The organism is Solibacillus ferritrahens (assembly GCF_037027585.1).
In the GTDB taxonomy this organism is placed as follows: domain Bacteria; phylum Bacillota; class Bacilli; order Bacillales_A; family Planococcaceae; genus Solibacillus; species Solibacillus ferritrahens.
Map to the genome: position 1 here is coordinate 22,487 of NZ_JAXCLE010000001.1, position 23,621 is coordinate 46,107.

The following is a 23,621-nucleotide window of genomic DNA, read 5'->3' on the forward strand; positions in this document are numbered from 1 at the left end:
ATACCATTATTTAGAATACTTGCTCTACTTCAACAATACCTGGTACTTCTTCTAATAGTGCACGTTCGATACCTGCTTTTAACGTAATTGTAGAACTTGGGCAGCTACCGCATGCGCCTAGTAAACGCAGCTTTACGATACCTTCTTCAATATCAACTAATTCACAGTCTCCGCCATCGCGTAATAAAAACGGGCGTAATTTATCTAAAACTTCCTGTACTTGTGCATATTGTTCTGTTTCTGTCATTTTGCTCGACTCCCTTCATTAAAATCATTATAATGTGAAGGAGCAAAAAAATCCATTATTGAATAGCGAAAGGTTGGAATTCCCATGTCACAATCTCAGCCAATTATTGAAGTGTTCGGTGCAAATATCATTTGTGCAAGCTGTGTGAACGCACCTTCTTCTAAAGATACATACGAATGGCTTCAAGCTGCAATCTCACGTAAATATCCCGAACAACCGTTTACGATTCGTTATATCGACATTGAAGGTGCAATTGATAACGAGCGTGATCAAGATTATGCCAATCGCATACAAGAAGATGAATTTTTCTATCCACTGGTTCTAGTAAATGATGAAGTTGTCGGAGAAGGTTATGTACAAATCAAACCTGTCTTCTCAGCACTTGAAGCAGCAGGCTTTGAGCCAATTTCAGAGTAAGAAAATGCCTCTTTAGCAAGATATTGCTAGAGAGGCATTTTTAATGATTAAAATTTTATTAATTATCGTTTTGACGTTTATAATACCAAAGAAGACCTGACTTCATAAGGCGTGCAATACGTCCTGTTACCGTTGTATCTGCTAAATGAACAAAGCCTTGCTTTTTCCCTAGGGAACCCATAAAGCCCTTCATTTTAATTTCTGAAAGCTTTTCTGGTAATGGCTCGCCCTTCCAGCGCATTTTAAGTACTTTTACAATACGCTCGCCTTGTTCCTCGGCTAATTGGGCTGTTGGTGGTAAATGAGAAGAAGCACAATCTCCTACTACGTATACATCCTCATCACCAACTACATGGTAATGGTCCGTAATGATTGGACGATTAAATTTATCTTTTTCTACATCTAATTCACGAACGATTTTTACAGGCTGTACACCTGCAGTCCAAACAATTACATCCGCTTCAATAACTTCATCGTGATTGTAAAGTCGTCCTTCTTCAACGCGGGTAATGTTAGATTCAGCAATAACTTCAACATTATGTTTTTCGAACCATGATTTAATATATTCACTTAACTTTTCTGGGAAGTCTCGTAAAATCCGGTGCGAACGGTCAAATAATTTAATTTTTAAATCTGAGCGACTTTCGCGCAATTCACTTGCAAGCTCAATTCCTGAAAGTCCTGCACCAATAATTGCTACAGTTGAGCCAGGTGCTAATCCGCAAACCTTTTCAAATGTTTTGCGGGATTTTGCAATAGTTTGAATACTATATGTGAATTCATCAGCGCCTGGGACACCATGATATTTATCGACACAACCTAAACCGATAACAAGCTGGTCATATGCCAGTTCCTGTCCGTCTTCCAAATAGACTTTTTTATCTTCACGATCAATTCGAACAACTTCTCCATACACACGATTTAACCGCTCATGCTCCGGAAACGCAACTCGGATTTCTTTATCTGTAGAAGTACCCGCTGCAAGTGCGTAAAATTCTGTTTTTAAACTATGGAAAGGTGTACGATCCACCAATGTAATTTCTACATCTGCTGGTAAGCCTGGTAATAAACGAAGTAAAATTCGCATATTCCCATATCCGCCACCTAATAATACTAATTTCTGCATAGCAATTTCCCTCATATTCTGTAATTAATCAATTACACCTACGCGTAATTGTGTCTGTTTTTTTTCTAGTTTACCCAAAAAATCTATATTAATCTGCAACGCCTGTCAGAAGCTCTACCTTCATTCAGTACGAAATAGAACACTTACTGCACGAAGAATAGTATGTTCACAAACTTTCCATAAACATTATAACTGTTTGTGATAAATTTCACAATATATTAAATGAGTTTTTGTGAATTAATTCACATAGTAATATATTACGAAACAGAGCAATTGACGTCAATAAAAAAACAAAGTAGCATGGCTAATAGTGAGGTGACGATATGTTAAATCCATTAGTCGAATTTTGTATTAGTAACTTAGCAAATGGTGCACAACAAACATATGAACAATTAGAACAAGACCCTGATATAGATGTTTTGGAATATGGTTGCTTAAGCTACTGTACAAAATGTGCTCAATGCTTTTATGCAGTTGTAAATGGTGATTTAGTCGAGGCAGATACACCGGAAGAACTGACGAAGCGCATTTATGAATATATCGAAGAAAATCCGATGTGGTAACAACCCACATCGGATTTCTTTTGCATTATTTTAGAAGTTCAATTAAATTCTCTACATAGTAAGTTGGTAGCTGTGACTGCTGTTTTACGATTTCTATCGGCGTTACACCCGTATTGACATGAATTGTATCACAGCCAAAATGTATGCCACATAAAATGTCGGTGTCATAATTGTCACCTATCATGACCATTTCCTCTTTTTTAAAGCGATGCTCGTCCGCAATAATTTGAAGCATTACAGGTGATGGTTTTCCAATAAATAGCGGTGTTACTCCTGCTACATTAGCGACTAAATGAACGAACGAGCCATTGCCAGGTGCAAAACCGTTCTCGTTTGGAAATTTAATATCCTGATTTGTTCCGATTAACTTTGCACCATTTTGGACATAGGCACTTGCCTTTACAAGCTTTTCATAACTTATTTGGCGATCGATGCCCATTACAAGAACATCGCTTTGTTCGTCAGTAATTTCTAATCCTTCTTCAAGTAACGCTTTACGAATACCTGCTTCTCCTACGACATTCACCTTATTATTACTGCAGATTGTTGCAACATACTTTGCTGTTGCTAATGAACTCGAATATATATGGTGAAGTGGTGCCTCAATCCCAACACTTTGTAGTAGTTGCTGCAATGTCTCCCGTGTTTTTGACGAGTTATTCGTTAAATAATAAGGCTCGATTCCTTGTGTTTGAAGATGATGGATAAATTGCACTGCAGATTTGATGCCCGTTTTACCTCGGTAAACTGTTCCATCCAAATCAAAACAGTACGCTTTATAAGTCTGCATTATGCATGGTCCTCTGGTAAAAATGCTGAAACCGGACCTAACTCATTTAATAAATAATCTTCAACTTTACTGGAGAATTGTTTTAGTATGCTTAAATTTGAAGTTAGCACTGTTAAAATCTCTTCATTATCGACTGCGATAAATTCACGAACAATCATTTTACGTAATCCCACTACTGCTTTTAGCGGTGCATCCATTTCAGGTGTAATTACTTTTTCATCAACAAAAATATCGATAATGTCTTCATAGCTACCTGGGTCACGCATAATGAAGCCATCGATTACAAGGTTCCCCACGTCCATCATCGCTTCCATGACATTATGGCCGATACGCTGTAAAGCAAGCTTATGAATTTCATCGCCTAGCCAGTTGTCCGTTGATTCAAAAATTGATATTAATTCATCTAAATGTGATAAGTTGTTTGTAATTTTATTTCTATCTACGAAGTACATAGATAAAGCCTCCATTCAATCAATAAAAGTTGATAGTGTTTTCCCTTATATAGTACCATATTCTTTAGAAATGGAAGGGGTTCAAAATAAAATGGAACGATTTTTCTTATATGATGATGTAGAAGACACAAAAACGCGCTTTGTTAGTTTTGCCGGTAAATCGCAACGTTATGATTTAGCGATTTTACAAAGCAGTCGCTTTTTCGGGAAGGTTCTCGTGCTAGATATTCAGTTTGGAAGATTTGCTATTATCGGTGCTGATGATGTAGAAGAACCAGGTTATTTAGAGCATGTTTATAACCGTACCGAGGCTGATACAGAAGACCTGCGTGAATATTTACGTGAGCTATTAAGCTAAAAAAACGAGGAAACGTATTTTAACGTCTCCTCGTTTTTCAGTTATTCAGCTACTTCAGCAACCTTTTCTTCACCAGTTTTCTCTATTTCTTGTTCTTTTTTCACTTCTACTGCACGACCGGTTTTTTGAACAACAAAATATGCACAGCCAAAATTACAATACTCGTATAAATAATCCTGTATTGTGCTGATTTTTGTGTCAAATGTTGATTTTTGGTTTTTATCATCAAAAAAGCCTTTTAAACGCAACTGACCATAACCCCAGTCACCAACAATATAATCGTATTTTGTTAAAATATCTGAATAACGTGTCAGAAACGCTTCTTCTTGAAAGCCTTCCCGCACATTTTCAATCACTTCGTAAGTATAACCTTCCGCAATAATCAAACTAGACACCACCTATCTTATTTCCATGTTAATGAATATTGAGCATGAAAGCAATATTCACTACAAAATTTCAAAAAGACGGCAAAATTCATCAGATCTCAACTTTATGGTTTGCAGCAGCATTTACTTGCTCATCTGCATGGTAGCTACTGCGTACTAACGGACCAGCTTCACAATGACTGAAGCCTTTTTCCATGGCAATTTTCCGTAGCTTTCCAAACTCGATTGGAGAGTAATATTTCTTTACAGGCAAATGTTTTTTCGTCGGCTGTAAATATTGCCCTATCGTCATAATATCTACGTTGTTTGCACGCAGGTCATCCATTACTTCATAAATTTCTTCAATTGTTTCTCCTAAGCCGATCATTAATGATGATTTTGTCGGTATATTTGGCTGCATCTCTTTTGCTTTACGCAAAAATTCTAATGACCGGTCATATGTTGCTTTCGCACGTACACGTGGTGTTAAGCTACGGACTGTTTCAATATTGTGATTTAAAATATCAGGTTTAGCATCCATAAGTAAGCGTAGACTTTCTTCTCGACCGCCTAAATCAGAAGGCAACACTTCCACTGAAGTTAATGGACTTTTACGACGGATGGCACGGACTGTTTCCGCCAAAACTTCAGCTCCGCCATCTTTTAAATCATCCCGGGCTACCATCGTAATTACTACGTGTTTTAAATTCATTAATGCAACTGAATCTGCTACGCGCTCCGGTTCTGCTAAATCTAATTCGTTTGGTAATCCCGTTTTAACTGCACAGAAGCGACAGGCACGTGTACATACAGAGCCGAGAATCATCATTGTAGCTGTACGCCGCTCACCCCAGCACTCATGAATATTCGGACAACGTGCTTCTTCACATACAGTATGCAAATTATTGTCCCGCATTAACTTTTTTAATGCCTTATATTCATCATTCGTATTCAGCTTAATTTTTAACCATTCCGGCTTACGTAAATGCTCTTCCTTCAGATTAGTTGGTTTACAAGATGTCATTCCACTTACTCCCCTTCACTCAACTACTAGTTGTTACTGATGTCAGAGTACCATATTAAATAATTTCCAACAACACAGTATTCTTAATATTTAATTTTATCGCAATTGAGTTATTATTCGTAAGGGATAGGTACTTCAATGGATGGTTGTGCCCCTTCACCGGCACTGTAAATATGAGGAACAGTTCCTCGTACTAATCCAATGGCAACTGGAATTTTCTGCTCTACGGATGCAGATTTACTCGCAAACGGGACGATAATTTGAACATTTACTTCAATGAATAAATTCACTTCTACAATGGCATTATTTATGCCGAATTCACTAACAGTGTTTTCAACATTGCTATGTACATTCCCGATAATATGAAAACGAATAGGTATTTTCGGTCCCAGATTCCCGATTATTGGAATATTCAGGGCCTGCCCTAAAGGCACAAAAAATACAATTCCGTCTCCAGCTTCCATCTTTCCAACATCATATTCGACATTTTCCAAATTCGGCAAATGCGATAAATCCCCATTTTCTGCTTGCTCTAAATATTCTTTTACTAATGCCGTTGTTTCTGCACGCACTTGGTTAATGATTTCCGTATTAAATTTTGTCGTTATCATATCAGTTGATTGTGTCGGTAAATCTACAATAATATCATTCACATCGAGAACACTTGAGGTTCTTGAATTAATGGCTTTACTTACGACATACGAGGCAACTTTATATGTTTGTATTTCGGCATAATCCAAATATATTGGCATTAACCTTGCATTTAATACATATATACTAATACAAACCATTGCGATAATACTTACGACAACAACCGTAACAACATTATGCATTTTGCCTTTTTTTCTGCCATAGGGTTTTGCCTTTGACTTCTTTGACTTTGAATTCCACTTTCTTTTACCAAAACGCAAATAAATCCTCCTTCTCTTAAAATATGAGAAGGAGGATTTTTTATTCAACATATACAGCAAATTCTGTTTCAATTTTTTTTATGTAGATTCCAGGGTAGTCACTCAAACATATTTCATATGTAGCACCCAATCGGTTATCATCTTCTTCAAAAATCCTAATCCAGGGACGGGTTACATCGATTAAGTTTTGTTTTGATACAATTCCACGTCGTCCATCTGTCAGCAATACAATGGTTCCGTTTGTATAGTGGACTATACTTCTTTTGAAAGCCTCCACAACTTTTGTATCAAATTTCGTTCCATCATCTTTAGCAATGATAGCTATTGCTTCAGTCGGCAACATTTTTTCTCGATATACTCGATTTGATGTCAATGCGTCGAATACGTCTGCAACCGCAATTATCTTTGCAAATGGATGAATTTCATGGTCCACAATTCCTCGTGGATATCCACTCCCATCAATTCGTTCATGATGTTGAAATGCACAATGCGCTATAAGTAAAGATAGGCTATGCAAGTTGCGCAATAAGTCAAAACCGTATTGTGCATGACGTTTTATCTCTTCATACTCATCTTCTGTTAATTGTCCTGGCTTCAATAGAATCTCAATAGGTATAAGCAGTTTTCCTATATCATGTAAAAGTGCTCCGATCCCAATTAATCGAATATCTTCATACGAGTATCCCATTTCTTTTGCTATCGCAATCGAATACATTGAAACTTGAAATGAGTGCTGATAAATGTATTCATCATATAAATAGGCATCTGTCAGCACCATTAATACATCGTCGCTATTAATAATAGAATTCATAATATCATCTACTATTAAGCAGATTATTTTAGACTGTTGATCAAGTACAAAAGAGGACTGGTTTGGTATAGCCTGTTTGATATTTGTAAATGCTTGGGTCATATTTTTTACTGCTTCAATTCGTTTCTTCAGTTCAATGGTTTCTTCTATTTCTATTCCTGTAGAAAGGCTGTCATCAATGTATAAATATTGAATATTAAGTTGTCGTAGCCTTTCAATAATTCGATTCGTTACAATTACATCTTTATGGAGGAGTGGATGTCCGGCTTCATTCCATATAGTCCTCCCAACTACCATACCTTCTTTCAAAACATTAATCGATATTAATCGCATTTGTTTATTTCTCCATTCTAATATTACGTATTCACGTTTAATGGGTTAGAAATATATAAATTATCATTGAAATTTCTTCATACAGTAACTTTTAAATACATCTCTTATAAAATCCGGTAAGTAATATTCCTTCTTTGCATATTTAAAACTAGGGAAGAAATAGCCAAACGTAAATAAATCCAACGTAGCTAAACGATATACCTTATCTGATTCCATGAGATGACCGTTAATGAACAATTCACGTTGCTTCGTAATTTCAATACCATAATTCAATATTTTCCCGAAAATATTTCCTCTAAAGCCTAGCCCTTTTAATTCAAGCCTTGACCATTCTTCATTTTCAGATTGGAGGAATATTTCTTTTAGTTCACTACCAGTTATTTGAACGACACATATATTTATCGGATGAGGTAGAATTTTATGAATATCATATGTAGAAATTTGCCCTTTTGGTAATTTATCCACGAAAATGCCCGCATTAAACATGAGACAATCCGCTTTCGTATAGTCATACATACATTCTGCAAATAAATTGGATAATTGGGAGCGGTGAAACCATTCTTTATTATATGATTTTGTTAAAGTAAAAACAGGTTCATCCAGTATAAGCTTAGCTTCCTTTTGTAATTGGATTAACCATTCCCCTTCATCTTCAACTTCAGGTAAAAGAGCATTTTCATACAGGCGATCTTTTTTGGCAGTTAATGACTGTGTTGAATGATCATACTCCATCTCCAACTGACCAATATATTGGCCGAATTTACCGCCCCCTGTTAAAAGGACATTATTTTCTAGACGTCCCTGTTCAAACACGTGATGTGTATGCGAGCCAAAGATTACATCAATAATCGGACATTCCTGTGCTAACAACTCATCTTCTGTAATTCCTAAGTGAGACATGCAAATTATAATATTGGCATGTTTTTTTAATTCAAACGCCAATTTTATTAAATCTGCACGAGGTGTTGTTACTTCCCAACCAAGTTCTTTATAAAAAAGGTCAAATTGCGCTGTCGCTGCAATTACTGCAATTTTCGTCCCATACCTTGTTGTTAAAATTGTATATGGTTTCATCCACCTTGGATTCTCTTCAAATTGCGAGTAAAGATTACCGACTACCACTTCAAATTCAGCATCATCGTATAAATGAAAAAGGACATCGTAAGGAAGTGTGATTCCTTCATTATTTCCTATTGTTACAACATCGTATTGCGCCTCATTCAGCATTTTTATATTGCCTTTGCCTAATGTTGCTTCTGTATACAAATTAGAACGGTCTATATGATCCCCTAAGTCCACTAAAAAGCTTGTTTCTCCTCGATCGGACAGCATTTTGCGTTGCATTTGTATAAACGATTGACTGCGCTTCCAATACGTAAAATGACTATGCAAATCATTCGTATGAAAAAAATGAATTATTTCTCGCATTTTTGCTCCCCCACTCTCATTTACTCTTCAAAAAATCCTAGCTGCTTTGGTGCAAGTCCACCAAATTCAATACGTAAGATTTGCTGCAACCGTTTTGCATTTTTAGCTGCATGTCCACCAGAATTATTATTAAATAAAACATAAATATGCTCTACCTGTGTCTCTAAAAGTTGGATGTCTTCTGCAAGTTTCTGCAGTTCTTCCTCATTGTAATCATATAAAAATCGAACTTTTCTCCAATTCTCCCCGTGCCCAATATTGCGCCAGCCATGTACATTTCGACCATGTATTCTGAGAAGTACTTCATTATTTGTAGCAACAGGTACGAATGGAACTGAACCGCTTCCCGCTTGCGGTTCATCACAAACAGTATGGATAAATTGGTGTTCTTTTAAAAATTGTAGTGTCTTTTCTTTCGTTTGGGGACTATACCAAGTTTGATTGCGAAACTCAATCGCAATTGGATAATCTGTCAGTTGTTGTTTTATATAGCGAATATACTGTACATTTTTTCTTTGACAGTCAAACCATGGAGGAAACTGTACAAGCACCATCGCCAGCTTTCCATGCTTTTTGAATGTATCGGCACATGATCTAAATGCATTGAACATATCATTTTTCGTTTCGAACGGCAATTCATCCCGAAGATGACCTGTCATCCCTTGATATGCCTTTATAACGAATTGAAAATTATCAGGCGTATCTTTACACCATTTTTTTACATTTTCAATAGACGGTATAGCATAAAACGAGGTATCCAACTCTACAACAGGAAAGTGCCCACTATAATCAAATAATTTATCTTTTGCTGCCGTCACTTTACTATAAACATCTGGGTGATCGCCCCAACCAGTTAAGCCGATTGAAATCATTTCAACTCACCTCTTTAATTAATTGTATTGTACAACAACCTGAACATATGTAAGTCGATACATTGCAAAATGAAATAATTCCTACCATAATAGTAGAAAAGGGAGGTTCAGTTTATGCATATTTTACAATCAATCGAGGAATTTGAGCAATTTAAAAGTAGCTCGGCAGTGATTTTTGAATTTACAGCAGATTGGTGTGGCGATTGTCGTTTTATCGATCCGTTCATGCCGGAAGTAGTTGAAAAGTTTTCAAATTACAAATTCGTTAAAGTTGACCGTGATAAGTTTTTAGACCTTTGTATCGATTTAGGAATTATCGGTATTCCTAGCTTTTTAGCTTATGAAAACGGAATTGAGCTTGGTCGCTTTGTCAGCAAAGACCGTAAAACGCAGGAAGAAATTGAAAACTTTATTTCCAACCTCAAATAGAAAAATGCTTCAAACGAAAAGAAATATCCGTTTGAAGCATTTTTTAATTATTTGATTATACCTTCGTGCTCTTCGTTTTTCCAAAGTTTGTTGTTCTTCTTTTGTCCTAATGCCCAAAAAATAACGACTACTGCCACTACTAATACTACAGCAGGTACCCCTAAAGTAATTGGCCAGAATAAGTTTTCCATTATAGCTCGCTCCTTTATATACACATAATCTATAATCCCATTATTCCATCTAATACAATTATTGTAAACGGCAGCTAAGTATTTAATTAAAATAATCTCGCAAAAATACTGTTTTCTTCACGAATTCAACACAATTCCTCTTAGGCAAAATTCCTAGTGGAAGAATTTATTTTTATTTATGTCTGTATATGATAATCATTAAGTGAACCAAATTTATGAAACTTTCTTCTTTATACCATCTTCCGCAAATTCTTTAACAACATAACTCCTCATTAATCGTAAATTACAAATTAGAAAATATAAATTTCAAACGTGTCTCACATTATATCAAATTATTTTGGTATTAAGAAAAAGTTAGAGTATCTTATATAAAGAAAAAAATAAAATTAATTTTATGTATTTAGAATTAATAATTCAACAGATTTTATGTTACCTTTGTCTGATTCAAAAAATTAATAATGACATAATTTAGGTAATTTGGTATAATTGATTAGCGTAAGCAAATAGTAACACAAAAGGAGATTTTCAACATGAAGAGAATTAGTTTTTCGACAAGTCTGTTATTTTTTTGGGTAAAAGGTGCAGTCGAAGTTGATAACAGATTTGTAAAAACAAATTTATCAAATACAATCCTAGGATTTATCCCTGCAGGAAAAGATGAACAAAGTATTCCTTTAAAAAATATTTCTGGATCTATGTTATCTTCAAAATACAATATTAAGGCAATAATTATTGGCTTAATTTTGATTTTTATCGGCATCGGTTCTTTAGGAGAAAGTTTTTTCGGGGCTTTATTTTGGTTAATTATTGGTATAGGTGTTGCGGGTAGTGGAATCCAAACAATATTAAATATCGAAAAATCAGGATCACCACACTACATAAGTGTACCATTTTTTGAAAAAGCGAAAATCTCAGAATTAAACCAATATATTAATATAGCTTTAGCTGAGGATACTGATAAAACAGATTTAAATTTATTCTTTGATAAAAAAACTAATTAATATATAGGAACAGACTTAAAGCCTATATTGTAGACATTTGAATATAAAAAGCTGTAGTAGTTTTACGCTGTGATGAGATGACTTCGGTATATTGCCGGAGTCATTTTTTTAATGACCATTGCTTTCTTGCGGACCTATTTCAAGCCTACTTCTTTAACAAGCCTTTGATATTCCAAGTATGTATAAAAAAAGCTTTATGGATTGAATCATAGCTTCCGGATGAAGGTTGCCATCTAAATTGTCTTTTAACTTTTCGAGTGTCCCGTATAAGAGCCAGGATAACCAATATTCCCTTTCGCCTGATCATAAATGATTTTTAAGAATAGATAATATTGATCTTCTATTACTATTCGTATCGCACTTTTCGTTTCTCCACGTTTCATTTATAATATCCGCTTAGGCTAACATTCACTATCATCAAATTTTTCAGTAGACAAACGAATCGTTCCATTGATGACCTGATATTTCTCTTTTGATGTTAGGAGCGCTTCTTCTTCACCCGCCTTTCCATTTTGTCTAGCTAAACGACTGCCGATACTTATTTGCATATAACAAAAAAGATCGAGCAAGATGCGCTCGACCTTTACAAAAATAATCTTAAATATACAAATTAAAATCTTTTGTGGGCAATTTTTGGGCAAATAGGCTTTTCGGCGATTTTTCAAGCCATGTAAAGCCTTTCACCTCAAAGTTTTATCCCCTAAATTATCCGATAGAACCTTCCATCTCGAACTTGATTAGACGGTTCATTTCTACTGCGTATTCCATTGGTAATTCTTTTGTGAATGGCTCGATGAAGCCCATTACGATCATTTCTGTCGCTTCTTCTTCAGAAATACCACGGCTCATTAAGTAGAATAATTGCTCTTCAGATACTTTAGAAACTTTCGCTTCGTGCTCTAAAGATACATTATCATTTAAGATTTCGTTATATGGAATTGTATCAGAAGTTGATTGGTTATCCATAATTAACGTGTCACACTCGATGTTTGAACGAGCACCTGTTGCATTTTTACCGAATTTCACTTGCCCAAGATAAGTTACTTTACCACCTTGCTTAGCAATCGATTTAGATACGATTGTTGAAGATGTATTTGGTGCTAAGTGAATCATTTTAGCTCCAGCGTGTTGGTGTTGACCTTTACCTGCAATGGCAATTGAAAGAGTCATACCACGTGCGCCTTCACCTTTAAGGATACAAGCAGGGTATTTCATTGTTAATTTAGAACCGATGTTACCGTCGATCCATTCCATAGTACCGTTCTCTTCAACAACTGTACGTTTTGTAACAAGGTTATAAACGTTGTTTGCCCAGTTTTGAATCGTTGTGTAACGGCAGTATGCGTTCTTTTTAACGATAATTTCTACTACAGCTGAGTGTAGAGAGTTCGTTGTATAAACAGGCGCTGTACAGCCTTCTACGTAGTGCACAGAAGCATCTTCATCTACGATAATAAGTGTACGCTCGAATTGACCCATGTTTTCAGAGTTAATACGGAAGTATGCTTGTAATGGTGTATCTAATTTAACACCTTTAGGCATATAAATAAATGAACCACCAGACCAAACTGCAGAGTTTAATGCTGAGAATTTGTTATCCGTATAAGGGATTACTGTACCCCAGTGTTTTTTGAAGATTTCTTCGTTTTCTTTTAATGCTGAGTCAGTATCTTTGAAGATAATCCCCATATCTGTTAAATCTTGCTTCATGTTATGGTAAACTACTTCAGATTCATACTGAGCAGAAACACCTGCAAGATACTTTTGTTCTGCTTCAGGAATACCTAATTTATCAAATGTTGCTTTGATTTCTTCAGGCACTTCATCCCATGAGCGTTCTGTTGCTTCAGATGGCTTTACATAATAAGTAATTTCATCGAAGTTTAATGACGCAAGGTCACCGCCCCATTGAGGCATTGGCATTTCATAGAATTTTTCAAGAGCTTTTAAGCGGTAGTCTAGCATCCACTGTGGCTCTTCCTTCATAGTTGAGATTTCACGAACGATATCTTCAGTTAATCCACGTTCAGAACGGAAAATCGATACGTCCTTATCATGGAAACCATACTTATAATCGCCGATTTCAGGCATTTTTTTAGCCATGTTGTCTCCTCCGTTCATCATATGAGAAGTGCTAAAATGCTGTACAAGCACTTTAGCCTACTTAAATTATTTATTTTCGTTATTTACGCCTTTTTCCATTGCTTTCCAAGCTAATGTAGCGCATTTAATACGTGCCGGGAATTTAGCAACACCTTGGAGTGCTTCCACATCCCCAAGATCATATTTTTCATCATCGAAGTCTTCACCAAGCATCATTTTTGAGAAAATGTCTGCTAATTCTAAAGCTTCGTCTAATTTTTTGCCTTTTACGATTTGTGTCATCATTGATGCTGAAGACATAGAGATTGAACAGCCTTCTCCATCAAACTTCGCATCTTCTACGATACCATCGTTTAGCTTCAATGTTAAATGGATACGGTCACCGCAAGTTGGGTTATTCATATCGATTGTCACACTGTTTTCTTCAAGTGCCCCTTTGTTACGAGGGTTTTTATAGTGATCCATAATTACGGAACGATAAAGTTGATCTAAATTATTAAAAGACATCGCCAAAATACTCCTTCGCTGAGCGCAATCCTGCAACTAGTCGGTCAATATCTGCTTCATCATTATACATATAGAAGCTAGCCCGGGCTGTTGCTGATACTTGAAGCCATTTCATTAAAGGTTGGGCGCAATGATGTCCCGCACGAACTGCAATGCCACTCATATCAAGTACTGTCGCCACATCATGAGGATGGACATCGTCAAGATTAAATGTAACAAGTCCGCAGCGTTTCATCGGGTCACGTGGACCAAAAATCTGTAGACCATCAATTGTATCTAATTGATCCATCGCATAGCCTGCTAATTTATGTTCGTGTGCTGCGATGTTGTCTAAACCTATTTCTTCTAAGAAGTCAATTGCAGCACCCAGACCAATTGCTCCTGCAATAATCGGTGTACCACCTTCGAATTTCCACGGTAACTCTTTCCATGTTGATTCTTCTAAACCTACGAAATCAATCATTTCGCCACCAAACTCTACTGGTTCCATTTCTTCAAGAAGCGCTTTTTTTCCATATAGTACCCCAATTCCAGTAGGAGCACACATTTTATGCCCTGAAAAACCTGCAAAGTCCACATCTAAATCTTGAACATCAATCTTTAAATGCGGTGCTGCCTGAGCTAAATCAGCTACCATAATAGCACCATTTTCATGTGCAATACGTGCAATCTCTTTAATCGGGTTAATCGTACCTAATACGTTTGAAACATACATCATTGAAACAATTTTTGTTTTTGGTGTAATGATTTCACGTACTTTTTCCAGTGAAATTGTACCGTCCGGTTCAAGGTTAAGATATTTTAAAACTGCCCCTTTTTCTTTTGCTAGCTGTTGCCATGGGATAATGTTTGAATGGTGTTCCATGTACGTGATGACAATTTCATCACCTTCTTTGACATTTTGACGACCATAGCCTGAAGCTACCGTATTAAGGGCTGTAGTAGTACCACGCGTAAAAATAACTTCCTGTGTTGAACTGGCATTAATGAACTTACGAACTTTTTCACGTGCACCTTCATAAGAATCTGTTGCACGGTTTCCAAGTGTATGCACACCACGGTGAACATTTGAATTATCCAAGTTATAATAATTCGACACTGCTTCAATTACTTGAATTGGCTTTTGAGATGTGGCCGCACTGTCTAAATAAACTAATGGATGTCCATTAACTTCCTGGTTTAATATCGGAAAATAACTTTTTATTTCTTTTGGTATCATTATCGAACTTTCCTTTCGATAACCTCCGTCAGCTGTTTTTTAACGCCTTCGATTGGCAATTGAGCAACAACTGGCGCAAGGAATCCATGAATTACAAGGCGCTCTGCTTCTTGTTTAGAAATACCGCGGCTCATTAGGTAGTAAAGTTGCGTTGGGTCAACACGTCCAACAGATGCTGCGTGTCCTGCTGTTACATCATCTTCATCGATTAAAAGAATCGGGTTTGCATCACCACGAGCTCCTTCAGAAAGCATTAATACACGAGATTCTTGCTCAGCATTTGCTTTCGTACCGCCATGCATAATGTGACCGATACCGTTAAAGATAGATTGTGCCTTATCTTTCATAACACCGTGTTTTAAAATTTGGCCGTCGGAGTTTTTACCCCATTGACGGATTAATGTTGTAAAGTTAAGTTTTTGATCTCCGCTACCTACAGTTACCATTTTGAAATCTGAAGTAGAGTTATCACCAATTAAGTTTGTTGTATTTTCATAAATTGTATCTGAGTTCGTCATTAAACCTAATGCCCAGTCAATTTTTGCATCGCGCTGTGCATGTCCACGGCGATTTACATATGCAGTATAACCATGTGCTAAGTTATCTACTGCACCGAATGTAACTTGTGCATTATCTTTTGCGATTACTTCCGTTACAACGTTTACTTGGCCTTTTGCTTCTTCAAATGTAGAAATATATGTTTCTACATAAGTAACAGCTGAAGATTCTTCTGCCACTAATAATACGTGGTTGAATAATGAAGCTTCTGCATTGTCATTTAAAAATACAACTTGAAGAGGTTCTTCAATTACAACATTGCGTGGAACATATACGAAAATACCACCGTTAACTAGTGCAGCATGGTAAGCCGTCAATTTATGCTCGTCCACTTTTACAGCTGTTGTCATAAAGTATTTTTCTACTAAATCTTTATGGTCACGAATCGCTGTTTGAATATCTGTGAAAATAACACCTTTGTTTTTAAGTTCTTCCGATACCTTTACAAACGCTGGAGTATTGTTGCGTTGGATATATAAGTTTTCCTGTTTTTCAGTATCTACGACTGCTTTCACTTCTTCAGGTAGTTCTTCCAATGAAGCGAATGGCGCGCTTTCTACTGTATGGTTTGCGAAATCAATGAAGTTCCACTTTTTAATATTCGTTCTGTCTGGTTTTGGTAAGTCAAGCTCAGCAGCTTTTTCCATTGCATTTACACGGAAATCAGTAAATGCTGCTGGTTCAGCGTTATTTTGCGAGAACGAGCGTACTTCTTCTACTGATAACGCTAATTTTGTTTCAACCGTCATCTTCGTCGTCCTCCTTAATTATGCTTCTTCTGTTACAACGTCAGTATCTTGAATACCTAGTTCAGCTTTAATCCACTCATAACCTTCTGCTTCTAAGCGTTGTGCTAATTCAGCACCACCAGATTTCACAACTTTACCTTGCATCATTACGTGAACATGGTCAGGTGTGATGTAGTTTAATAAACGTTGATAGTGAGTGATCATTAAGCAGCCGAAACCTTCGCCGCGCATTTCGTTAATACCTTTTGAAACTACTTTTAATGCATCGATATCTAAACCAGAGTCGATTTCATCTAAAATACCGAATGTTGGTTTGATCATCATCATTTGCAGAATTTCGTTACGTTTTTTCTCACCACCAGAGAAGCCTTCGTTTAAATAACGTTGTGACATTTCTTCTGGCATTTCTAAAAATTCCATTGTTTTATCTAATTCACGGATGAATTTCATTAATGAAATTTCTTGTCCTTCTTCACGGCGAGCATTAATAGCTGAACGTAGGAAGTCCGCATTTGTTACACCAGGAATTTCTGATGGATATTGCATAGCAAGGAATAAACCAGCTTGTGCACGCTCATCTACTTCCATTTCCAATACGTTTTCGCCATCAAGGATTATTTCACCTGAAGTTACTTCATATTTTGGGTGCCCCATAATTGCTGAAGCTAATGTAGATTTACCTGTACCGTTCGGACCCATGATTGCATGGATTTCGTTTGTGTTGATTGTTAAGTTTACACCTTTTAAAATCTCTTTTCCGTCGATTTCAACGTGAAGATCTTTAATTTCTAAAGTTGCCATTAAATTACCTCCAAATATTCATTTGCATACTTTTTGTATGCTAAATTAAGTTCATTAACAATCTTACCCGAAATGAATGTGTGTTGCAAATAGTTTAGAATGATTTTAATTAAAAAACACTTATCAATCTATTAAAACACTTTATTGCAGTTTGTTTCTACTATTTAAACAGTAATAATTATGCTTTGTATTTTTTCAATAGCTAAACACTAATTGAGAATCAATTTCACTTATTACCGGGCGCTTTTCTCCCTTTTATATAATTAACAAAACACCATTCTCTTAAAAGAAAATGGTGTTGGTATAATTATATTAACTTTTAACTACTAATTCATTTAAATAATATTCAACACTTGCAGCAACTCCGCGCCCTTCTTTAATTGCCCAAACGACAAGACTTTGACCGCGGCGTGCATCACCTGCAGCAAATACCCCTGGTATATTCGTTTCATAATCTTTAATAGATGCGCGGATACGACTATTTGTAAATTCTACCCCGAAATGTTCAGGTGTTTCTTTTTCCGCCCCTTCAAAGCCTATTGCCACAAATACATGCTGTACCGGCCAAACTTTCTCTGTACCTGGTAGTTCCTTAAAGTAATGGAATCCGTCTTCCCCTAAAATCTTCTCCATTTGAATTGTATGGAGTTCCTTTACATTTCCTTTTGAGTCTTTAATGATTTTTGTCGTTTGAATGCAATATTCACGTGGGTCACGTCCAAATTTCGCGTCTGCTTCTGCGTAAGCATAATCCAACGTATAAATATTAGGGTCTTTCGGCCACATTGTATCATCCGTACGAACTTTCGCCTGTTGAGGATGTTTCCCGAACTGGTACACTGAGCGGCAATTTTGACGTAATGCTGTTGCCACACAGTCTGCACCTGTATCTCCACCACCAATAACGATGACGTCCTTACCTTCTACGTTCAATGCTTTATTGTCTGCAAAATTTGAATCCAATAGACTTTTGGTAACATCTGTCAAATAATCCATCGCTAAGTGAATGTTACCAGCATCGCTGCCTTCCATATGAAGAGAACGCTGCTTTTGTGCCCCTGTGCATAATATCACAGCATCATAATCGGCCTGCAATTGTTCTTTAGTAATATCTTTCCCAACTTCTGTATTTGCTACGAAGCGAATACCTTCCGATGCCAATAAGTCAATACGGCGCTCAATAACTTCTTTTTCAAGTTTCATATTCGGAATGCCGTACATTAAAAGTCCACCGAAGCGGTCCGAGCGTTCAAATACTGTTACTGTATGCCCTAACTGATTAAGCTGATCGGCTGCTGCCAAGCCTGCTGGACCAGATCCGACAATCGCCACTTTAAAATCAGAACGTACCTTTGGGATACGTGGTGTAATCCAGCCATTTTCAAAGCCCTTATCAATAATTGTTCGCTCTATTGATTTAATCGCTACGGCTGGATCTGTAATGGCTAATGTACAGGATCCTTCACATGGTGCAGGACAAACCCTCCCCGTAAATTCCGGGAAGTTATTTGTCATATGAAGACGATCCAACGCTTCTCTCCATTGTCCTTTATAGACCAAATCATTCCACTCCGGGATGACATTATATATCGGACAACCTGCAGTCGTTCCACGAATCTCAATTCCCATATGGCAAAATGGCGTACCACAATCCATACAACGAGCACCTTGAGTCTGAAGCTTTTCATCTGATAGTTTGCTTGCATATTCTTTCCAACTCGAAATGCGCTCTAGTGGTGCCTGTTCCTGTACTTTTTCACGCTTAAATTCCATAAATCCAGTTGCTTTCCCCATGCTAGAACCCTCCTGTTATTTCGAACTCACAAGCTTTTTTTGATTTCCTGTCACTTCCACAAAGGCTTGCATTGCGGCATTGTCATACGTTAATCCATTTAATTTATACTCATCAATTTTTTCCAACATTTCTTTATAATCTACCGGCACAACTTTCACGAATTGAGGAACGAATTGCTCCCACTTCGCTAAAACATCAAGTGCATAAGAGCTATCTGTCTCCTCTAAATGCTGAATAATGAGTTGGCGAACTGATTCGATTTCAGCTGCATCCGAAAGCTTTTCGAATTGAATCATTTCCATATTGCACTGTGCTTTAAATTTCTCTTCGTCGCTCGGTAAAATGTAGCCTATACCTCCAGACATCCCCGCACCAAAGTTTTGGCCTACATCACCCAATACAACAATTTTCCCACCAGTCATATACTCGCACCCATGATCGCCTATTCCTTCTACAACAATTTGTGCACCGGAATTACGAACACCGAAGCGATGCCCTGCTTGCCCGTTAATGAACGCCTGCCCGCTTGTCGCACCGTATAAGCAAACATTCCCTGCAATAACGTTTTTCTCTTGCTCCCCTTTTATTGGAGCGATTGCTACTACTTTACCGCCTGATAGACCTTTTCCAAAGTAGTCGTTGACATCTCCTACTACCCGCATAGCCATACCACGTGGAGTAAAGGCACCAAAACTTTGACCAGCATGACCTGTAAACGTTAAATTAATTGTATTTAACGGCAGCCCTGCTTCTCCATATTTCCTTGAAATCTCACTACCGACAATCGTCCCCATAACTCGGTCTGTATTTTTAATTGGGTAACTTAATTCTATGCGCTCTTTTTCTTCAATAGCCTTTGTGACCTTTGGCAATAGCTCGCGCATATCAAAGCTTTCTTCAATTTGATGATTCTGTTGTTGCTGCTTCGTACGCGTACCTTGCATTTGATGTAACAATGCGGATAAATCCAATTGACTTGCTTTCCAATGTTTTGCCGTACGTTCAGAAATTTGAAGAACATCAGTACGTCCAACCATTTCTTCTACAGTTCGGAAGCCTAAAATACTCATATATTCACGCATTTCTTCTGCTACAAAGCGCATATAGTTTACAACATGATCTGCATTCCCCATAAATTTAGCACGCAGTTCTGGATTTTGCGTTGCTACTCCTACCGGACAAGTATCCAGATGACAAGCACGCATCATAACACAGCCTAATACGATTAATGGTGCTGTTGCAAAACCGTATTCTTCTGCACCTAGCAATGCTGCCATTACGACATCCTTACCTGTCATTAGCTTTCCGTCTGTTTCTAACGTTACACGATCTCTTAGTCCGTTTAGCATTAACGTTTGATGTGCCTCAGCCAGACCTAGCTCCCATGGCAAACCTGTATGTTTAATCGAAGTTTTTGGCGAAGCACCTGTACCTCCGTCATAGCCTGAGATTACGATAACGTCTGCTGCACCCTTTGCTACACCTGCCGCTATAGTTCCAACCCCTGCCTTTGCTACAAGCTTCACCGAGATTCTTGCATAGCGGTTAGCATTTTTCAGATCGTGAATAAGCTCTGCCATATCTTCAATTGAATAAATATCATGGTGAGGTGGTGGAGAAATTAATCCTACCCCTGGAGTCGATCCGCGTACTTCTGCTACCCACGGATATACTTTATTGCCAGGCAATTGACCGCCTTCTCCTGGTTTTGCACCTTGCGCCATTTTGATTTGTAATTCATCAGCGTTTACTAAATAATGCGATTTCACACCAAAGCGTCCCGATGCAATTTGTTTAATACTTGAACGACGGTTATCGCCATTTGCATCTAATTTGTAGCGCGCTGGATCCTCGCCGCCTTCTCCTGAATTTGAGCGTGCCCCTAAACGATTCATCGCAATCGCTAACGTTTCATGTGCTTCTTTTGATAATGAACCGTAAGACATCGCACCCGATTTAAATCTTTTTACGATAGAATCAACAGATTCCACTTCTTCAATCGGTAGTCGACGTTCTGCTTTTTTGAAGTCAAATAAGTTACGTAAAAAGCCGATTCGTTCTTCATTTGCCATTTCTGCATACATGCGGTATAGACCGTAATCATTTTTTCGTGTTGCCCACTGTAGTGTATGAATTGTTTTTGGATTGAACGCATGATGTTCACCATCTGCACGCCATTGGAAATCAGAGCCTGACTGCAACTGATCTGTCATTGATTTCATTGCTGCTTCATGACGGCGTTTTGCTTCTTCTCCGATTGTTGTCAAATCAATCCCATCAATTTGTGAAGCCGTACCTGTGAAATATTCATCTATTACAGCTTTTGAAATTCCCACTGCCTCGAAAATTTGAGCACCGCGATATGATTGAACCGTTGAAATGCCCATTTTGGACATTACTTTTACGACACCTTCCGCTGCACCTTTTCGGAACTTTTGCATTGCTTTTTCAAAAGGAATTGATAAGTGTTCATTTTCAATCGCTTCTTCAATTGTTGCATACGCTAAGTACGGATGAATCGCATCAACACCGAAACCGATCAATGCTGCAAAATGGTGCACTTCACGAACTTCCGCACTGTTTACAACGATACTTGCTTTTGTTCTAAGCCCTATGCGGATTAAATATTGATGGACAGTACTAGCTGCTAATAATACCGGTATTGTTAATTGTGTTGCATCTTCCAAATAATCCGATAGCACAATAATTGTTCGTCCACCAAAAATCGCTGCTTCTGCTTCAGTCTTAATACGGTTAAGCTCACTTTCCAAATTTTCCGTAAATTTAAGTGAGATTTCAGCTACTTTAAATGCTTCTTCTTCATTATTTAAAAGCAGCTCGTACTCTGCAGTCGATAGCACTGGTGTTTCTAAAAAAATACGCTTTGCATTTTGTTCGTTCGGATGCAATAAATCTCCTTCCGCACCTAATAGAGTCATCGTAGAAGTAACTACATGCTCTCGAATGGAATCGATTGGCGGATTGGTAACTTGTGCAAAGAGCTGTTTAAAATAGTTGAATAATGATTGTGGTCGATCTGATAATACAGCTAGCGGAGAATCATTCCCCATTGAACCAAGCGGATCTTTTCCTTCTTTTGCTAGCGGTACAATATATTTTTGAACATCTTCAAAAGTATAGCCATGGATCTTTTGTCGTAAAGTGATGTCATTTAATTCAACAATCTTTTCATCTTTTGCTTTAAGCTCTATCATGTTTTCTTTTAACCATGCAGCATACGGTTTCGCTGCTGCCATTTGAGATTTCAGTTCTTCATCCGAGATGATTTTCCCTTGCTCCAAATCGATTAATAACATACGCCCTGGACTTAAACGGTCCTTGTATAAAATATCTTCTTCTGCATAATCAACAACACCTGTTTCAGAAGAGAAAATGACATGATCATCTTTTGTTACATATAGTCTTCCTGGACGTAAGCCGTTTCTATCCAATATTGCTCCAATTTGTCTACCATCCGTGAAGCAAATAGCTGTCGGTCCATCCCATGGTTCCATTAAACTAGCATGATATTGATAAAATGCTTTACGGTCTTCTTCAATGCGCGGATTTTCCGTCCATGGCTCAGGAATCATCATCATCGCTGCCTCGGCCGGTGAGCGTCCTGCTAATACTAAAAATTCGAACGCATTATCAAGCATGGAAGAATCTGAGCCTGTTGCATCGATAATTGGTAACAGCTTTTGCAAATCCTCTCCAAAAGCCTGTGATACAAATTGTTGCTCACGTGCCCGCATCCAGTTAATATTCCCACGTAATGTGTTAATCTCACCATTATGAATGATGTAACGATTTGGATGCGCGCGTTTCCAGGACGGAAATGTGTTCGTTGAGTAACGTGAATGAACAAGCGCTAAAGCAGAAACAAAGCTTTCATGTTGTAAGTCAATATAAAATTCGCTTACTTCTTCCGGCGCCAATAAACCTTTAAATACCATTGTTTGACTTGAAAGACTTGGGATATAAAGTTCGAAACCTTGCTCAACCGCCCAATGTTCCAATTGTTTACGTATAATATATAATTTCCGTTCAAATATTTGTTGATTTTGTGAATGAGCTTTTATAAATACTTGTCGTACAACCGGTGCAGTAGATTTTGCAATTTCACTTAAATTTTCTTTATTGATGGGAGCAGTTCGCCAACCGATAAGTTCCTGACCCTCTTGTTGGATTAATTCGTTCATTTTTTGTTCAATTTTCGTACGTTCGGTTTCATCGTTCGTAAAGAAAATTTGCCCTACACCGTAAGCTCCCTTTTCAGGTAAGTTAGTTTCCGGACAATTTAATTTAAAGAAGTCGTGTGGAATTTGTACCATTAATCCTGCTCCGTCGCCTGTCTTACCGTCCCCTCCACGTCCAGCACGATGCTCTAAACGACATAACATTTCTAAACCTTTTTTTACAATCGTATGTGATGGTTTCCCTTTTATGTTAGCGTACATTCCGATGCCACACGCGTCATGTTCAAACTGTGGATTATATAAACCTTGTGCTCCTGGCAACTGGTGAAAACTCATATTAATTCCCCCTCATTCTTTCAATAACGTATTTAC

Annotated in this window: 24 protein-coding genes and 1 pseudogene; 5 read left to right on the forward strand and 20 right to left on the reverse strand. The window is 37.4% G+C overall.

Going from position 1 to position 23,621, the window contains the following annotated elements:
• Window positions 1-10: 10 nt before the first annotated feature.
• Window positions 11-333 (reverse strand): annotated as a pseudogene (locus SNE38_RS00130) (NifU family protein).
• Between SNE38_RS00130 and SNE38_RS00135 the strand changes: the two are divergent.
• The gene (locus SNE38_RS00135) at window positions 332-664 is read left to right on the forward strand and encodes a YuzD family protein (RefSeq protein WP_191703848.1); all 333 of its coding nucleotides are present in this window, start codon (window positions 332-334) and stop codon (window positions 662-664) included. The pseudogene SNE38_RS00130 and the gene SNE38_RS00135 overlap by 2 nt on opposite strands.
• 58 nt (window positions 665-722) lie before the next feature.
• On the opposite strand, the gene SNE38_RS00140 is transcribed toward SNE38_RS00135, so the two are convergent.
• Entirely contained in the window at window positions 723-1,790 is a 1,068-nt protein-coding gene (locus tag SNE38_RS00140; protein ID WP_191699850.1) for an NAD(P)/FAD-dependent oxidoreductase, read from the reverse strand.
• Between the two features lie 323 nt (window positions 1,791-2,113).
• Between SNE38_RS00140 and SNE38_RS00145 the strand changes: the two genes are divergently transcribed.
• Entirely contained in the window at window positions 2,114-2,353 is a 240-nt protein-coding gene (locus tag SNE38_RS00145; protein WP_191699849.1) for a YuzB family protein, read from the forward strand.
• Between the two features lie 25 nt (window positions 2,354-2,378).
• Here the strand turns inward: SNE38_RS00145 and SNE38_RS00150 are convergent, their stop codons facing one another.
• Entirely contained in the window at window positions 2,379-3,143 is a 765-nt protein-coding gene (locus SNE38_RS00150; protein ID WP_191703847.1) for a TIGR01457 family HAD-type hydrolase, read from the reverse strand.
• Window positions 3,143-3,595 (reverse strand): DUF86 domain-containing protein, encoded by a 453-nt coding sequence (locus SNE38_RS00155; RefSeq protein WP_191703846.1) that lies wholly within the window; start codon window positions 3,593-3,595, stop codon window positions 3,143-3,145. The genes SNE38_RS00150 and SNE38_RS00155 overlap by 1 nt, the downstream gene beginning before the upstream one ends.
• A 91-nt stretch (window positions 3,596-3,686) precedes the next feature.
• On the opposite strand from SNE38_RS00155, the gene SNE38_RS00160 reads away from it, so the two are divergent.
• The gene (locus tag SNE38_RS00160; protein WP_191699846.1) at window positions 3,687-3,953 is read left to right on the forward strand and encodes a DUF3055 domain-containing protein; all 267 of its coding nucleotides are present in this window, start codon (window positions 3,687-3,689) and stop codon (window positions 3,951-3,953) included.
• 41 nt (window positions 3,954-3,994) lie between these two features.
• Here the strand turns inward: SNE38_RS00160 and SNE38_RS00165 are convergent, their stop codons facing one another.
• The 6 genes from SNE38_RS00165 to SNE38_RS00190 form a co-directional block, all read right to left on the reverse strand.
• Window positions 3,995-4,339 carry a YutD family protein gene (locus SNE38_RS00165; RefSeq protein ID WP_191703845.1) on the reverse strand — a complete coding sequence of 115 codons (345 nt, stop codon included), beginning with the start codon at window positions 4,337-4,339 and terminating at the stop codon, window positions 3,995-3,997.
• Between the two features lie 91 nt (window positions 4,340-4,430).
• The gene (gene lipA / locus SNE38_RS00170) at window positions 4,431-5,342 is read right to left on the reverse strand and encodes a lipoyl synthase (RefSeq protein ID WP_191703844.1); all 912 of its coding nucleotides are present in this window, start codon (window positions 5,340-5,342) and stop codon (window positions 4,431-4,433) included.
• A gap of 113 nt (window positions 5,343-5,455) precedes the next feature.
• Window positions 5,456-6,253 carry a sporulation protein YunB gene (gene yunB, locus SNE38_RS00175; RefSeq protein WP_404829015.1) on the reverse strand — a complete coding sequence of 266 codons (798 nt, stop codon included), beginning with the start codon at window positions 6,251-6,253 and terminating at the stop codon, window positions 5,456-5,458.
• A gap of 40 nt (window positions 6,254-6,293) precedes the next feature.
• Window positions 6,294-7,397 carry an HD-GYP domain-containing protein gene (locus SNE38_RS00180; RefSeq protein WP_336045602.1) on the reverse strand — a complete coding sequence of 368 codons (1,104 nt, stop codon included), beginning with the start codon at window positions 7,395-7,397 and terminating at the stop codon, window positions 6,294-6,296.
• A gap of 63 nt (window positions 7,398-7,460) precedes the next feature.
• Window positions 7,461-8,825 carry a bifunctional metallophosphatase/5'-nucleotidase gene (locus SNE38_RS00185; RefSeq protein ID WP_336045603.1) on the reverse strand — a complete coding sequence of 455 codons (1,365 nt, stop codon included), beginning with the start codon at window positions 8,823-8,825 and terminating at the stop codon, window positions 7,461-7,463.
• Between the two features lie 20 nt (window positions 8,826-8,845).
• On the reverse strand, window positions 8,846-9,697 hold the full coding sequence (locus tag SNE38_RS00190) for a DUF72 domain-containing protein (protein ID WP_336045604.1): 852 nt from the start codon (window positions 9,695-9,697) through the stop codon (window positions 8,846-8,848).
• 114 nt (window positions 9,698-9,811) lie between these two features.
• On the opposite strand from SNE38_RS00190, the gene SNE38_RS00195 reads away from it, so the two are divergent.
• Window positions 9,812-10,126: a thioredoxin family protein gene (locus tag SNE38_RS00195; RefSeq protein WP_191703840.1), complete on the forward strand. Its 315-nt coding sequence runs from the start codon at window positions 9,812-9,814 to the stop codon at window positions 10,124-10,126.
• Between the two features lie 47 nt (window positions 10,127-10,173).
• Here SNE38_RS00195 and SNE38_RS00200 read toward each other — a convergent pair whose 3' ends face one another.
• The gene (locus SNE38_RS00200; protein ID WP_191703839.1) at window positions 10,174-10,317 is read right to left on the reverse strand and encodes a hypothetical protein; all 144 of its coding nucleotides are present in this window, start codon (window positions 10,315-10,317) and stop codon (window positions 10,174-10,176) included.
• A gap of 530 nt (window positions 10,318-10,847) precedes the next feature.
• Between SNE38_RS00200 and SNE38_RS00205 the strand changes: the two genes are divergently transcribed.
• Window positions 10,848-11,318: a hypothetical protein gene (locus SNE38_RS00205; protein WP_191703838.1), complete on the forward strand. Its 471-nt coding sequence runs from the start codon at window positions 10,848-10,850 to the stop codon at window positions 11,316-11,318.
• A gap of 245 nt (window positions 11,319-11,563) precedes the next feature.
• Here the strand turns inward: SNE38_RS00205 and SNE38_RS00210 are convergent, their stop codons facing one another.
• The 9 genes from SNE38_RS00210 to gltB all read right to left on the reverse strand — a co-directional run bounded on the left by SNE38_RS00210 (window position 11,564) and on the right by gltB (window position 23,585).
• Window positions 11,564-11,701, reverse strand: a complete 138-nt coding sequence (locus SNE38_RS00210; RefSeq protein WP_336045605.1) for a hypothetical protein — start codon at window positions 11,699-11,701, stop codon at window positions 11,564-11,566.
• Window positions 11,702-11,719: 18 nt separating this feature from the next.
• Window positions 11,720-11,983: a hypothetical protein gene (locus tag SNE38_RS00215; protein ID WP_336045606.1), complete on the reverse strand. Its 264-nt coding sequence runs from the start codon at window positions 11,981-11,983 to the stop codon at window positions 11,720-11,722.
• Window positions 11,984-12,023: 40 nt separating this feature from the next.
• A complete protein-coding gene (gene sufB / locus SNE38_RS00220) occupies window positions 12,024-13,421 on the reverse strand; it encodes a Fe-S cluster assembly protein SufB (RefSeq protein WP_191703835.1) in 1,398 nt (465 codons plus the stop codon).
• A 66-nt stretch (window positions 13,422-13,487) separates the two neighbouring features.
• Window positions 13,488-13,928: a Fe-S cluster assembly sulfur transfer protein SufU gene (gene sufU / locus SNE38_RS00225; RefSeq protein WP_191699837.1), complete on the reverse strand. Its 441-nt coding sequence runs from the start codon at window positions 13,926-13,928 to the stop codon at window positions 13,488-13,490.
• Entirely contained in the window at window positions 13,918-15,147 is a 1,230-nt protein-coding gene (locus SNE38_RS00230; RefSeq protein WP_191703834.1) for a cysteine desulfurase, read from the reverse strand. Before SNE38_RS00230 ends, sufU begins: the two co-directional genes overlap by 11 nt.
• Window positions 15,147-16,454: a Fe-S cluster assembly protein SufD gene (gene sufD / locus SNE38_RS00235; protein WP_191703833.1), complete on the reverse strand. Its 1,308-nt coding sequence runs from the start codon at window positions 16,452-16,454 to the stop codon at window positions 15,147-15,149. Before sufD ends, SNE38_RS00230 begins: the two co-directional genes overlap by 1 nt.
• An 18-nt stretch (window positions 16,455-16,472) precedes the next feature.
• Window positions 16,473-17,255 carry a Fe-S cluster assembly ATPase SufC gene (sufC, locus tag SNE38_RS00240; RefSeq protein WP_191703832.1) on the reverse strand — a complete coding sequence of 261 codons (783 nt, stop codon included), beginning with the start codon at window positions 17,253-17,255 and terminating at the stop codon, window positions 16,473-16,475.
• A gap of 312 nt (window positions 17,256-17,567) precedes the next feature.
• A complete protein-coding gene (gltD, locus tag SNE38_RS00245) occupies window positions 17,568-19,049 on the reverse strand; it encodes a glutamate synthase small subunit (RefSeq protein WP_336045607.1) in 1,482 nt (493 codons plus the stop codon).
• Between the two features lie 15 nt (window positions 19,050-19,064).
• Window positions 19,065-23,585 carry a glutamate synthase large subunit gene (gene gltB, locus SNE38_RS00250; RefSeq protein ID WP_336045608.1) on the reverse strand — a complete coding sequence of 1,507 codons (4,521 nt, stop codon included), beginning with the start codon at window positions 23,583-23,585 and terminating at the stop codon, window positions 19,065-19,067.
• Window positions 23,586-23,621 lie beyond the last annotated feature (36 nt).